Genomic DNA, 13,390 nt, shown 5'->3' with positions numbered 1-13,390 from the left:
ACCCCACACGCCGTATCCCCGGTGCGAGGATGAAGCGCATGAGCCAGAAAGTCGCAGTCCTCGGCACCGGCAAGATCGGCGAAGCCCTGCTCAGCGGGATGATCCGGGGCGGCTGGGCGCCCGCCGACCTCCTGGTCACCGCCCGCCGCCCGGAACGCGCCGAGGAGCTCCGAGCCCGGCACGGAGTCACCCCGGTCACCAACACCGAGGCCGCCAAGACCGCCGACACCCTGATCCTCACGGTCAAGCCGCAGGACATGGGCGCCCTCCTGGACGAGCTCGCCCCGCACGTCCCCGCCGACCGTCTGATCATCAGCGGCGCCGCGGGCATCCCCACCTCCTTCTTCGAGGAGCGCCTCGCCGAGGGGACCCCGGTCGTCCGCGTCATGACGAACACCCCGGCCCTGGTCGACGAGGCGATGTCCGTCATCTCGCCGGGCAGCCACGCCACCGAGGAGCACCTGGCCATCGCCGAGGAGATCTTCGGCGCCGTCGGCCAGACCCTCCGTGTCCCCGAGGGTCAGCAGGACGCGTGCACGGCGCTCTCGGGTTCGGGTCCGGCGTACTTCTTCTATCTGGTCGAGGCCATGACGGACGCCGGCATCCTGCTCGGCCTGCCCCGCGACAAGGCCCACGAGCTGATCGTCCAGTCCGCGATCGGCGCGGCCACCATGCTCCGCGACAGCGGCGAGCACCCGGTCAAGCTCCGCGAGAACGTCACGTCGCCGGCCGGTACGACCATCAACGCCATCCGCGAGCTGGAGAACCACGGGGTGCGGGCCGCCCTCATCGCGGCCCTGGAAGCGGCCCGCGACCGCAGCCGTGAGTTGGCCTCCGGCAAGAAGGACTGACCTCGCCCAAGATCTGTGCGGAGGGGGGTTGACACCCCCTCCCCGGATGCGTAATGTACTCCGAGCTGTCCGACGTGAGTGCCGACTCCGGTCGGTCCCCGGACAGCCATCTCGCAAGGCCAACCACTCATCGACACTTAGCTGTCGCGTGCTCTGGTGTGCATTTGCGAAATGAGGAATCCGTGTTCGAAAGGACGCGGCCCCCGATTAGCTCGGGAGCCGGGAATCCGCTAAAGTCTCACTCGTCGGAACGGCCCAGCGGGCCGGGAAGACAACCCCCCTCTGACTGGGAATCAGACGCCGAAAGGATCTGATAGAGTCGGAACCGCCGGAAAGGGAAACGCGAAAGCGAGAACCTGGAAAGCACCGAGGAAATCGGATCGGAAAACGATCTGATAGAGTCGGAAACACCGAAGGGAAGCCCGGAGGAAAGCCCGAGAGGGTGAGTACAAAGGAAGCGACCGTTCCTTGAGAACTCAACAGCGTGCCAAAAATCAACGCCAGATATGTTGATACCCCGTCTCCGGTCATCACGACCGGGACGAGGTTCCTTTGAAATAAACACAGCGAGGACGCTGTGAACCATCGGACTATTCCTCCGATGGTTCCGCTCTCGTGTGTGTGCACCGGATTACCGGTAAACATTCACGGAGAGTTTGATCCTGGCTCAGGACGAACGCTGGCGGCGTGCTTAACACATGCAAGTCGAACGATGAACCACTTCGGTGGGGATTAGTGGCGAACGGGTGAGTAACACGTGGGCAATCTGCCCTTCACTCTGGGACAAGCCCTGGAAACGGGGTCTAATACCGGATAACACTGCGGATCGCATGGTCTGCGGTTAAAAGCTCCGGCGGTGAAGGATGAGCCCGCGGCCTATCAGCTTGTTGGTGAGGTAATGGCTCACCAAGGCGACGACGGGTAGCCGGCCTGAGAGGGCGACCGGCCACACTGGGACTGAGACACGGCCCAGACTCCTACGGGAGGCAGCAGTGGGGAATATTGCACAATGGGCGAAAGCCTGATGCAGCGACGCCGCGTGAGGGATGACGGCCTTCGGGTTGTAAACCTCTTTCAGCAGGGAAGAAGCGAAAGTGACGGTACCTGCAGAAGAAGCGCCGGCTAACTACGTGCCAGCAGCCGCGGTAATACGTAGGGCGCAAGCGTTGTCCGGAATTATTGGGCGTAAAGAGCTCGTAGGCGGCTTGTCACGTCGATTGTGAAAGCCCGAGGCTTAACCTCGGGTCTGCAGTCGATACGGGCTAGCTAGAGTGTGGTAGGGGAGATCGGAATTCCTGGTGTAGCGGTGAAATGCGCAGATATCAGGAGGAACACCGGTGGCGAAGGCGGATCTCTGGGCCATTACTGACGCTGAGGAGCGAAAGCGTGGGGAGCGAACAGGATTAGATACCCTGGTAGTCCACGCCGTAAACGGTGGGAACTAGGTGTTGGCGACATTCCACGTCGTCGGTGCCGCAGCTAACGCATTAAGTTCCCCGCCTGGGGAGTACGGCCGCAAGGCTAAAACTCAAAGGAATTGACGGGGGCCCGCACAAGCAGCGGAGCATGTGGCTTAATTCGACGCAACGCGAAGAACCTTACCAAGGCTTGACATACACCGGAAAGCATCAGAGATGGTGCCCCCCTTGTGGTCGGTGTACAGGTGGTGCATGGCTGTCGTCAGCTCGTGTCGTGAGATGTTGGGTTAAGTCCCGCAACGAGCGCAACCCTTGTTCTGTGTTGCCAGCATGCCCTTCGGGGTGATGGGGACTCACAGGAGACTGCCGGGGTCAACTCGGAGGAAGGTGGGGACGACGTCAAGTCATCATGCCCCTTATGTCTTGGGCTGCACACGTGCTACAATGGCAGGTACAATGAGCTGCGAAACCGTGAGGTAGAGCGAATCTCAAAAAGCCTGTCTCAGTTCGGATTGGGGTCTGCAACTCGACCCCATGAAGTCGGAGTTGCTAGTAATCGCAGATCAGCATTGCTGCGGTGAATACGTTCCCGGGCCTTGTACACACCGCCCGTCACGTCACGAAAGTCGGTAACACCCGAAGCCGGTGGCCCAACCCCTTGTGGGAGGGAGCTGTCGAAGGTGGGACTGGCGATTGGGACGAAGTCGTAACAAGGTAGCCGTACCGGAAGGTGCGGCTGGATCACCTCCTTTCTAAGGAGCACTTCTTACCAGCCACGGTTGGTCAGAGGCCAGTACATCGGCGAATGTTCGATGCTGGTTGCTCATGGGTGGAACGTTGATTATTCGGCACACTTCACTGACTTTCTCCTAGTACTGCTTCGGCGTGGAACGGAAAGGGCAGGGGGAGTGCCGGGCACGCTGTTGGGTGTCTGAGGGAATGGATTTCCTCAGTCGCCGGCCCCAGTGCACTCGAACCGTAAGGGTTCGGGGTGATGGGTGGCTGGTCGTTGTTTGAGAACTGCACAGTGGACGCGAGCATCTGTGGCCAAGTTTTTAAGGGCGCACGGTGGATGCCTTGGCACCAGGAACCGATGAAGGACGTGGGAGGCCACGATAGTCCCCGGGGAGCCGTCAACCAGGCTTTGATCCGGGGGTTTCCGAATGGGGAAACCCGGCAGTCGTCATGGGCTGTCACCCACTGCTGAACACATAGGCAGTGTGGAGGGAACGAGGGGAAGTGAAACATCTCAGTACCCTCAGGAAGAGAAAACAACCGTGATTCCGGGAGTAGTGGCGAGCGAAACCGGATGAGGCCAAACCGTATACGTGTGAGACCCGGCAGGGGTTGCGTGTACGGGGTTGTGGGATCTCTCTTCTGTCGTCTGCCGGCGACAGGACGAGTCAGAAACCGTTGATGTAGGCGAAGGACATGCGAAAGGTCCGGCGTAGAGGGTAAGACCCCCGTAGTCGAAACATCAGCGGCTCGTTTGAGAGACACCCAAGTAGCACGGGGCCCGAGAAATCCCGTGTGAATCTGGCGGGACCACCCGCTAAGCCTAAATATTCCCTGGTGACCGATAGCGGATAGTACCGTGAGGGAATGGTGAAAAGTACCGCGGGAGCGGAGTGAAATAGTACCTGAAACCGTGTGCCTACAAGCCGTGGGAGCGTCGGATATGTGCTTGCACATATCTCGTGACTGCGTGCCTTTTGAAGAATGAGCCTGCGAGTTTGCGGTGTGTTGCGAGGTTAACCCGTGTGGGGAAGCCGTAGCGAAAGCGAGTCCGAATAGGGCGATTCAGTAGCACGCTCAAGACCCGAAGCGGAGTGATCTAGCCATGGGCAGGTTGAAGCGGAGGTAAGACTTCGTGGAGGACCGAACCCACCAGGGTTGAAAACCTGGGGGATGACCTGTGGTTAGGGGTGAAAGGCCAATCAAACTCCGTGATAGCTGGTTCTCCCCGAAATGCATTTAGGTGCAGCGTCGTGTGTTTCTTGCCGGAGGTAGAGCACTGGATAGGCGATGGGCCCTACCGGGTTACTGACCTTAGCCAAACTCCGAATGCCGGTAAGTGAGAGCACGGCAGTGAGACTGTGGGGGATAAGCTCCATGGTCGAGAGGGAAACAGCCCAGAGCATCGACTAAGGCCCCTAAGCGTACGCTAAGTGGGAAAGGATGTGGAGTCGCAGAGACAACCAGGAGGTTGGCTTAGAAGCAGCCACCCTTGAAAGAGTGCGTAATAGCTCACTGGTCTAGTGATTCCGCGCCGACAATGTAGCGGGGCTCAAGCGTACCGCCGAAGTCGTGTCATTGCAGCAATAAGCCCCAACGGGTGCTGTGATGGGTAGGGGAGCGTCGTGTGCCGGGTGAAGCAGCCGCGGAAGCGAGTTGTGGACGGTTCACGAGTGAGAATGCAGGCATGAGTAGCGATACACACGTGAGAAACGTGTGCGCCGATTGACTAAGGGTTCCTGGGTCAAGCTGATCTGCCCAGGGTAAGTCGGGACCTAAGGCGAGGCCGACAGGCGTAGTCGATGGATAACCGGTTGATATTCCGGTACCCGCTGTGAAGCGTCAAACATCGAGCATCGTGATGCTAAGGCCGTGAAGCCGTTCCGGACCCTTCGGGGAAAGGAAAGTGGTGGAGCCGCCGGCCCAAGCGGTTAGTAGGTGAGTGATGGGGTGACGCAGGAAGGTAGTCCAGCCCAGGCGATGGTAGTCCTGGGGTAAGGGTGTAGCCCGAGTGGTAGGCAAATCCGCCACTCATTAAGGGTGAGACCTGATGCCGAGCCGATTGTGGTGAAGTGGATGATCCTATGCTGTCGAGAAAAGCCTCTAGCGAGTTTCATGGCGGCCCGTACCCTAAACCGACTCAGGTGGTCAGGTAGAGAATACCGAGGCGTTCGGGTGAACTATGGTTAAGGAACTCGGCAAAATGCCCCCGTAACTTCGGGAGAAGGGGGGCCATCACTGGTGATCCGATTTACTCGGTGAGCTGGGGGTGGCCGCAGAGACCAGCGAGAAGCGACTGTTTACTAAAAACACAGGTCCGTGCGAAGCCGTAAGGCGATGTATACGGACTGACGCCTGCCCGGTGCTGGAACGTTAAGGGGACCGGTTAGCTCTGTTTCGACAGGGCGAAGCTGAGAACTTAAGCGCCAGTAAACGGCGGTGGTAACTATAACCATCCTAAGGTAGCGAAATTCCTTGTCGGGTAAGTTCCGACCTGCACGAATGGCGTAACGACTTCTCGACTGTCTCAACCATAGGCCCGGTGAAATTGCACTACGAGTAAAGATGCTCGTTTCGCGCAGCAGGACGGAAAGACCCCGGGACCTTTACTACAGTTTGATATTGGTGTTCGGTTCGGCTTGTGTAGGATAGCTGGGAGACTGTGAACTCTGGACGCCAGTTCAGGGGGAGTCGTCGTTGAAATACCAGTCTGGTCGTGCTGGATGTCTAACCTGGGTCCGTGATCCGGATCAGGGACAGTGTCTGATGGGTAGTTTAACTGGGGCGGTTGCCTCCTAAAGAGTAACGGAGGCGCCCAAAGGTTCCCTCAGCCTGGTTGGCAATCAGGTGTTGAGTGTAAGTGCACAAGGGAGCTTGACTGTGAGACCGACGGGTCGAGCAGGGACGAAAGTCGGGACTAGTGATCCGGCGGTGGCTTGTGGAAGCGCCGTCGCTCAACGGATAAAAGGTACCCCGGGGATAACAGGCTGATCTTCCCCAAGAGTCCATATCGACGGGATGGTTTGGCACCTCGATGTCGGCTCGTCGCATCCTGGGGCTGGAGTCGGTCCCAAGGGTTGGGCTGTTCGCCCATTAAAGCGGTACGCGAGCTGGGTTTAGAACGTCGTGAGACAGTTCGGTCCCTATCCGCTGTGCGCGTAGGAATATTGAGAAGGGCTGTCCCTAGTACGAGAGGACCGGGACGGACGAACCTCTGGTGTGCCAGTTGTCCTGCCAAGGGCATGGCTGGTTGGCTACGTTCGGGAGGGATAACCGCTGAAAGCATCTAAGCGGGAAGCCTGCTTCGAGATGAGTATTCCCACCTCCTTGAGAGGGTAAGGCTCCCAGTAGACGACTGGGTTGATAGGCCAGATATGGAAGCCTGGTAACGGGTGAAGTTGACTGGTACTAATAGGCCGAGGGCTTGTCCTCAGTTGCTCGCGTCCACTGTGTTGGTTCTGAAACCACGAACAGCATCCATGTGCCACACATGGGTTTTGGCTGAAACAGTTTCATAGTGTTTCGGTGGTCATAGCGTGAGGGAAACGCCCGGTTACATTCCGAACCCGGAAGCTAAGCCTCACAGCGCCGATGGTACTGCAGGGGGGACCCTGTGGGAGAGTAGGACGCCGCCGAACAAATTTTATGGGAAACCCCCGCACCATTTGGTGCGGGGGTTTTCTGCGTTCAGGGTCATTTAGGGTCGGGGATATGCGCTATGACCTCATCCTCTTCGACAACGACGGCGTCCTGGTCGACAGCGAGCCGATCTCCAATCGGCATCTCGCCGCCTATCTGACCGAGCTGGGGCACCCGACGACGTACGACGACTCCATCCGGGACTACATGGGTGCCGCCATGCACCGGGTGCACGACCTGGTGCTGGAGCGGACGGGGGAGCGGTTGCCCGCGGACTTCGACGACGTCTTCCACGCGCGGGTGTTCGCGGCCTTCGAGCGGGAGCTGCGGCCCGTGGCCGGCGTCGAAGGGGTGCTGGAGAAGCTGGCCGCCGACGGGGTGCCGTACTGCGTGGCCTCCTCCGGGAGTCATGAGCGGATTCGCGTCGGACACCGGGCGACCGGGCTCGACCGGTGGTTCGGGGACGACCGCATCTTCAGCTCGCAGGACGTCGGCCGGGGCAAGCCCGACCCCGACCTCTTCCTGTACGCCGCCGAGCGGATGGGCGTCGCCCCCGAGCGGTGCCTCGTCGTGGAGGACTCCCCGCTGGGCGTGCGGGCGGCCGTGGCGGCCGGGATGGACGTGTACGGCTTCACCGCGATGACCCCGCCGGAGAAGCTCGCCGGTGCCACGCAACTCTTCTCCACCATGGGCGAGTTGGCTGACCTGCTGGTGTGACCGCCGCCACCGGGCGGACCTGACGGATGTCATGCCGAGCTCCGGACGATCGTTTCTGTCGGTGGGACCCCCTCGAGCGCGAAGCTGAGGGCATGACGAAGAACACGGGGAACCAGGGCCAGGACCAGCGGCGCCGGCCGGGCGCGCTGGACAACTTCAAGCCGCTGCTCATCGATGTGGCGCTGCCGCTCGGCTCGTACTACGTCTTCAAGGAAGCCTTCGGGATGAGCACCTTCGCGGCGCTCGCCTGGAGCAGCGTCGCGCCCGCCCTGCGGACCGTGTGGAGTCTGGTGCGGCAGCGGTCGGCAGGCGGGCTCGCGCTGCTCATCCTGACGGTGAACGTGGCCGGGCTGGGGCTCAGTTTCGTCTCCGGGGACCCGCGGCTGATGCTCGCCAAGGACGGGGCGGTCAGCAGCACGGTCGCCATCGGCATCCTGGTCTCCGTGGCGCTCGGGCGCCCGATGATGACCGAGGGGATGAAGCCCTTCCTGGTGAAGGGGGACGCTGCCAAGGAGGCCGCCTGGCGGCGGCTGTCCGACGGGACCGCGGCCGGGTCGGCCGACTTCCGTGGCAGGGAGCGGGTGTTCTCCCTGGTGTGGGGTGTGGCGCTGCTCGTCGAGTGCGTGGCTCGGGTGGTGGGGGCGTACACCGTTCCCGTCGACACCATGGTGTGGCTGGGCGGGGTGCTGATGGCCGTGGTGATGGTGGTGACCTTCGTCGTGAGCGGTGCCTTCGGGGCCGGGCCGATGGGACGGCTGCTGAGCGCCGAGGTCGCGGCCGAGGACTGCGGGCGGACCGGGGCCGGTTGCCGGGAACTCGCGGCCGCCGCCTGACCCGTCCCCCGGCCGAAGATGAGCCCAACTCATCTTTGGCCGGATCTGTTCAGCGCACCGCCGGGGCCCTACGCTCGCCGCCATGACTGAAGTGCTGCGGCGCGGCAGGGCCTCGTTGGCGTTCGGTTTCTTCACGCAGGGTGTCGCCTTCGCCCTGCTGGTGACGCGCATCCCGGCCGTGCAGGAGCGGTACGGGGTGTCCGACGCGTTGCTACCCGTCTTCCTGGCCGCGGTGCCGGTCCTGGCCGGGGTCGGGAGCGTGGCCACCGAGCGGCTGGTGCGGCGGGTACGGCCCAGCCGGCTGCTGCGCTGGTCCCAGCCCGTGGTGCTGCTGGCGCTGCTCGGAGTCGGCGCCGGGGATCAAGTGGCCGGGTTGGCTCTGGCGTTGGGGATCTTCGGGCTGTCCGTGGGGATGCTGGACGCCTCGATGAACATGCTCGGGGTGAGCCTCCAGCGGGCGTACGGGCGCAGCATCATGCTCAGCTTCCACGCGGCCTACAGCCTCGGCGGAATCCTCGGTGCCTCGCTCGCCTGGGTGGGCGCGCACGGGGAGTTGGCGCTGTGGGTGTCGTATCTCCCGGTCGTGGTCGTGCTGTTGCCGGTCGTGCTGGTGGCGAGCCGCTGGTACGTGGACGGGGAAGGTGAGCCGGAGGAGGCGGGCGAGGCCCAGGGGGTCGCGTTCCGGCTGCTGTTGCCGCTGTGTCTGGTGATGACGTTCGCGTACATCGGGGATTCGACGGTCTCCAACTGGAGCGCGAAGTACGTGAAGGACGTGCTGGGCGGGTCGGAGCAACTGGCGACTGTTCCCTACAACGTGTACATGGTGACCACGCTGGTGGGCCGGGCCGTGGGGGACGTCGGGGTGCGGCGGTTCGGGGCCGTGGCGGTGGTGCGGCTGGGGGCGCTGGTGGCGGCCTGCGGGTTCGCGGTGGTGGCGGTGGCGCCGGGGGCCTGGGTGGGGATGCTCGGGTTCACGCTGCTGGGGATCGGGCTGTGCGTGCTGGTGCCGCAGACGTTCGCGGCGGCGGGGCGGTTGTTCCCGGGGGCTTCCGATGCGGCCGTGGCGCGGCTCAACATCTTCAACTACGTGGGTTTCCTGGTCGGTTCGCCGCTCGTGGGGGCGCTCGGGGACGCCTGGAGCTATCGGGGCGCGATGCTCGTGCCGATGGCACTCGTGCTGGTGACGACGGTGTACGCCCGGTCGTTCGCGTCCGGGGCCGACCGATACGGTGGCGGGCATGAGCGGCCGCGCACAGTTGATGTGGGACGAGGCAGTAACGGGCTATGACTTCGGCCCGGACCATCCGATGGCTCCGGTGCGGCTGGAGCTGACCCGGAAGCTGGTGGCGGCTTTCGGTCTCGACCGTGAGCTGGAGATCGTCGCGGCCAAGGCGGCGGGGGAGTCGACGCTGCGGCTGGTGCACCGGGAGGACTACATCGACGCGGTGCGGGCCGCGTCGGCCGATCCGCGCGCGGCGGACGGCTCGTACGGGCTGGGTACGGTCGATGATCCGGCGTTCGCCGGGATGCACGAGGTGTCGGCGCTGATCGCGGGGCAGTCGGTGGCGGCGGCCGAGGCGGTGTGGCGGGGGGACGCCGACCACGCGGTGAACTTCGCGGGCGGCCTGCATCACGCGATGCCGGGCGGGGCGGCCGGGTTCTGTGTGTACAACGACGCCGCGCTGGCGATCGCGCGGCTGCTGGAGCTGGGCGTGGAGCGGGTCGCCTACGTGGACGTGGACGTGCATCACGGGGACGGGGTGCAGGCGGCGTTCTGGGAGGACCCGCGGGTGCTGACGATCTCGTTGCACGAGCATCCCCGGACGCTGTTCCCGGCGACCGGGTGGCCGCAGGAGACGGGCGCCGGTGCGGGCGAGGGCGCGGCGGTGAACGTGGCGCTGCCGGCCGGTACCGGGGACGCGGGGTGGCTGCGGGCGTTCCACGCGGTGGTGCCGGAGCTGCTGGCGGAGTTCCGGCCGCAGGTGCTGGTGTCGCAGCACGGTGCCGACACGCACTTCGAGGACCCGCTGGCGCATCTCGCGGTCTCGCTGGACGCGCAGCGGGCGGTGCAGGTGGCCTGCCACGAGTTCGCGCACGCCTACGCGGACGGCAAGTGGCTGGCGCTGGGCGGCGGCGGGTACGCGGTGGTGGACGTGGTGCCGAGGTCGTGGACGCATCTGGTGGGGATCGCGGCCGGGCGGGAGATCGCGCCGGAGACGGTGATCCCCGAGGGCTGGCGGCAGGAAGTGTACGCGCGGACCAGGCAGTTGGGGCCGCAGCGGATGACGGACGGGCGGTGGCCGGTGGGGTACGCGGCCTGGGAGTCGGGGTACGACCCGGCCGACCGGCTGGACCAGGCGGTGCTGGCCACCCGGCGCTCGGCGTTCCCGCTGCGGGGCCTGCTGGCCTGAGCGGGCGGCCGGTAAGCGCTACGCCAACCGTGCGGTCTTTGCCCGTTCCGCTTCCGGGCGGGCGAGGGATGGGCCACGATCGCAGCCGTGTCGGACACCGGTGCCCTGCGCTCGCACCTGCTGGCGGCCCGTCTCGCCGGGGAGGTCGCCACCACGCGGGAGGACAGCCTCCGCAACTACCGGCTGTTCGCCGCGCGTGACCCCCGCGCGCTGATCGGGATCGATCCCGAGCGGTCCTGGGGACAGCGTGAACTGCTCGATCTGATGGCGGACCGGTGCGGTGTCTCGGCCGATCCGTCGCATACTTCGGGCCGGGACGTGATCGACCCGGAGCGGACCCTCGCCGCGCTGGACGCGTTCGCGGGGGTGATCGCCGGCGCGGCCCGGCGGGGGGTGCCGGTGCTGTTCGGTACCGGGCATCCGCGGCAGCTCCTCGGTTTCTACGCCGCGCTCGCGGACGCGGTGTCGGCGGCGGGATGTGAGGTTCTCACCCCGGCGCAGGGTCGTTGTGTCGACATATTGACCCGGTTCGGTCTACGCACGCACCACCTCGACTACGTACGAGGGGTTGCCCTGGTGCGGGAACCGGCGAGCGGGCGCCGGGGTGGTGAGCCGGGTGCGCACAGCCATTCCCCGCTCCCGGTTCGGCTCGCGCTGGCTGCCGCCGCGGAGTCCGGCGGGCCCTTGCCCGGGCTGGTGGTCGGGGATCACGGCTGGGTCTGCGGCGCAGGTCAGTTGGGGTTCGAGGCGATCGGTCTGGCCGACTCCGACGACCCGGCGCCCTTCGTCGGCCAGGCCGAGGGGACGGTGTCCGTCGTCGTTCCGCTTGATGACGCCGTGCGGTCTGGTCACTACCGCCCGCTCACCCGCTACGTACTCAAACGAGCGTGTCTGTCACAGTAGGACGCCGATGGGGACACCTCTTCCCCATTCGCATCACCCGCCCCTAGTCTGGGGAGTGAGCACGCAACGACGAAGAGTCACCGGAAGGGGAAGCCGGTGGCCGTCGAGTGCGGAAGGTTCAGGTGTGTCATGGCTGCTGGCGAAAGGCCTCTGAACGAGGTTCAGTTCCTTACCGTGGCGGAAGTCGCCTCGGTGATGCGAGTCTCGAAGATGACCGTGTACCGGCTGGTGCACAGCGGTCATCTGCCCGCGATCCGGGTGGGGCGGTCCTTCCGCGTCCCCGAGCAAGCGGTCCACGAGTATCTGCGCGAGAGCTACGTGGGGGTGGAAACGGCCTGACGGCGGTCCGGAAGATCCCGGAACAACCCCTCGATTACGACCACGGCGCTCGGGCGGGTAGGCTGACCCCTCGTAGGTCGTATGGGCCCATGGCGCCCAGCAACCGAGTCATGAGAAGTGAGCGAGGGTAGTCGTGGGCTCTGTTATCAAGAAGCGGCGCAAGCGGATGGCCAAGAAGAAGCACCGCAAGCTGCTGAAGCGCACGCGCGTTCAGCGCCGCAACAAGAAGTAAGCGGCACCGCGCGAAGACGCGTCACCGGTGGCCTCCCGTCCGATCAGGGCGGGGGGCCATCGGCATGTCCGGACCCGGGCCGGGCCGGCCGGTGTCTTCCGACCGGGCAGTTTCCGCCACTTCGGGCCTCGGCGGGACACCTCCCCGTGACCCCGACCCGATAGGTTGGCCGCACACGGGGAACGCGGACGAGGACGCGGTCCTGGTGCGCGCTCGCGCGAGGTCGGAAGGAAGGCGCTGGTCTTGGGAAAGGTCGTGCTCGTCACCGGAGTCGCCCGGCAGCTCGGCGGCCGGTTCGTGCGGCGCGTCCAGCGGGACCCGGAGGTGGACCGGGTGATCGCCGTGGACGCCGTACCGCCCGCGCACGACCTGGGGGGCGCGGAGTTCATCCAGGCCGACATCCGCCAGCCGACCGTCGCCCGTGTGCTCGCCGAGACCGGCGCCGACACGGTCGTCCACATGGACGTGACCGGCACCGCCCTCGGCGGCGGCAGCCGGGCCACGGTCAAGGAGACCAACGTCATCGGCACCATGCAGTTGCTCGGCGCGTGCCAGAAGTCGCCGACGGTCAAACGGCTGGTGGTGAAGTCCAGCACCAACGTCTACGGCTCCGCCCCGCGCGATCCGGCCGTCTTCACCGAGACCACCCCCGCCAAGTCGCTGCCCAGCGGCGGCTTCGCCAAGGACGCCGTCGAGGTCGAGGGGTACGTGCGCGGGTTCGCCCGGCGCCGCCCGGACGTCGCCGTGTGCGTGCTGCGGTTCGCCAACATCCTCGGCCCCACCGCGGACACCCCGCTCGCCTCCTACTTCGCGCTGCCCGTGCTGCCGACCGTGTTCGGCTACGACCCCCGGCTGCAGTTCGTGCACGAGGACGATGTGATCGAGGTGCTGCGGATCGCCTCGCACGAGCCGCGCCGGGGCACGCTCAACAGCGGCACCTTCAACATCGCCGGGGACGGTGTGCTGCTGCTCTCGCAGGCCTCGCGCCGGCTCGGCCGGCCCACCGTGCCGCTGCTGCTGCCCGCGGTCACCTGGGCCGGGTCGCTGGTGCGTACCCTCGGTATGACGGACTTCTCACCCGAGCAGATCCGGCTGCTCACCCATGGCCGGGTGGTCGACACCGGCCAGATGCGCGAGACCCTCGGGTTCGTGCCCACGTACACGACGGCTCAGACGTTCGCGGACTTCGCGCGCGGCCAGGGTCCGGGGCTGCTGCCGCCCGGGACCCTCGCGGAGGCCGTCGACCGGGTCGCCGCGCTGACCGCTGGGGGCGGCGCCCACATCCCGCAGCCCGGCGCCAATTGAGGAGCGC

At 65.1% G+C, this 13,390-nt stretch carries 9 protein-coding genes and 3 rRNA genes; all 12 read left to right on the top strand.

All coding sequences use genetic code 11. The features are described 5' to 3' along the window. Positions 1–38 precede the first annotated feature (38 nt). On the top strand, positions 39–851 hold the full coding sequence (proC, locus tag HEK131_RS28705; protein ID WP_217465168.1) for a pyrroline-5-carboxylate reductase: 813 nt from the start codon (positions 39–41) through the stop codon (positions 849–851). 644 nt (positions 852–1,495) lie between these two features. Beyond that, positions 1,496–3,021 (top strand): 16S ribosomal RNA (locus HEK131_RS28700). A gap of 293 nt (positions 3,022–3,314) precedes the next feature. Then, positions 3,315–6,436, top strand: a 23S ribosomal RNA gene (locus HEK131_RS28695). 89 nt (positions 6,437–6,525) lie between these two features. Beyond that, positions 6,526–6,642 (top strand): 5S ribosomal RNA (gene rrf / locus HEK131_RS28690). The 16S, 23S and 5S rRNA genes sit together here, the layout of an rRNA operon. 73 nt (positions 6,643–6,715) lie before the next feature. Continuing rightward, entirely contained in the window at positions 6,716–7,360 is a 645-nt protein-coding gene (locus tag HEK131_RS28685) for an HAD family hydrolase (protein WP_217462890.1), read from the top strand. Between the two features lie 92 nt (positions 7,361–7,452). Beyond that, positions 7,453–8,193 (top strand): VC0807 family protein, encoded by a 741-nt coding sequence (locus tag HEK131_RS28680; RefSeq protein WP_244337713.1) that lies wholly within the window; start codon positions 7,453–7,455, stop codon positions 8,191–8,193. 82 nt (positions 8,194–8,275) lie between these two features. Then, positions 8,276–9,481 (top strand): MFS transporter, encoded by a 1,206-nt coding sequence (locus HEK131_RS28675; protein WP_244337711.1) that lies wholly within the window; start codon positions 8,276–8,278, stop codon positions 9,479–9,481. Next, on the top strand, positions 9,432–10,604 hold the full coding sequence (locus tag HEK131_RS28670; protein WP_217462893.1) for an acetoin utilization protein AcuC: 1,173 nt from the start codon (positions 9,432–9,434) through the stop codon (positions 10,602–10,604). Before HEK131_RS28675 ends, HEK131_RS28670 begins: the two co-directional genes overlap by 50 nt. Positions 10,605–10,691: 87 nt before the next feature. Next, positions 10,692–11,507 (top strand): phosphatase, encoded by an 816-nt coding sequence (locus HEK131_RS28665; RefSeq protein ID WP_244337709.1) that lies wholly within the window; start codon positions 10,692–10,694, stop codon positions 11,505–11,507. A gap of 129 nt (positions 11,508–11,636) precedes the next feature. Continuing rightward, positions 11,637–11,846 (top strand): helix-turn-helix domain-containing protein, encoded by a 210-nt coding sequence (locus HEK131_RS28660; protein ID WP_093781815.1) that lies wholly within the window; start codon positions 11,637–11,639, stop codon positions 11,844–11,846. A gap of 133 nt (positions 11,847–11,979) precedes the next feature. Further along, positions 11,980–12,078: a 30S ribosomal protein bS22 gene (locus tag HEK131_RS28655; RefSeq protein WP_003948845.1), complete on the top strand. Its 99-nt coding sequence runs from the start codon at positions 11,980–11,982 to the stop codon at positions 12,076–12,078. Between the two features lie 243 nt (positions 12,079–12,321). After that, on the top strand, positions 12,322–13,383 hold the full coding sequence (locus tag HEK131_RS28650; protein WP_217462895.1) for an NAD-dependent epimerase/dehydratase family protein: 1,062 nt from the start codon (positions 12,322–12,324) through the stop codon (positions 13,381–13,383). Positions 13,384–13,390 lie beyond the last annotated feature (7 nt).

Source organism: Streptomyces seoulensis (genome assembly GCF_022846655.1).
Classification (GTDB): Bacteria; Actinomycetota; Actinomycetes; order Streptomycetales; family Streptomycetaceae; genus Streptomyces.
This window is presented reverse-complemented; position numbering and strand designations above follow the sequence as displayed.

What these genes read in the sequence shown, in the direction of transcription:
- proC (WP_217465168.1), top strand. Translation starts at nt 39, where the DNA reads ATGAGCCAGAAAGTCGCAGTCCTCGGCACCGGCAAGATCGGCGAAGCC.
- HEK131_RS28685 (WP_217462890.1), top strand. Translation starts at nt 6,716, where the DNA reads ATGCGCTATGACCTCATCCTCTTCGACAACGACGGCGTCCTGGTCGAC.
- HEK131_RS28680 (WP_244337713.1), top strand. Translation starts at nt 7,453, where the DNA reads ATGACGAAGAACACGGGGAACCAGGGCCAGGACCAGCGGCGCCGGCCG.
- HEK131_RS28675 (WP_244337711.1), top strand. Translation starts at nt 8,276, where the DNA reads ATGACTGAAGTGCTGCGGCGCGGCAGGGCCTCGTTGGCGTTCGGTTTC.
- HEK131_RS28670 (WP_217462893.1), top strand. Translation starts at nt 9,432, where the DNA reads ATGAGCGGCCGCGCACAGTTGATGTGGGACGAGGCAGTAACGGGCTAT.
- HEK131_RS28660 (WP_093781815.1), top strand. Translation starts at nt 11,637, where the DNA reads ATGGCTGCTGGCGAAAGGCCTCTGAACGAGGTTCAGTTCCTTACCGTG.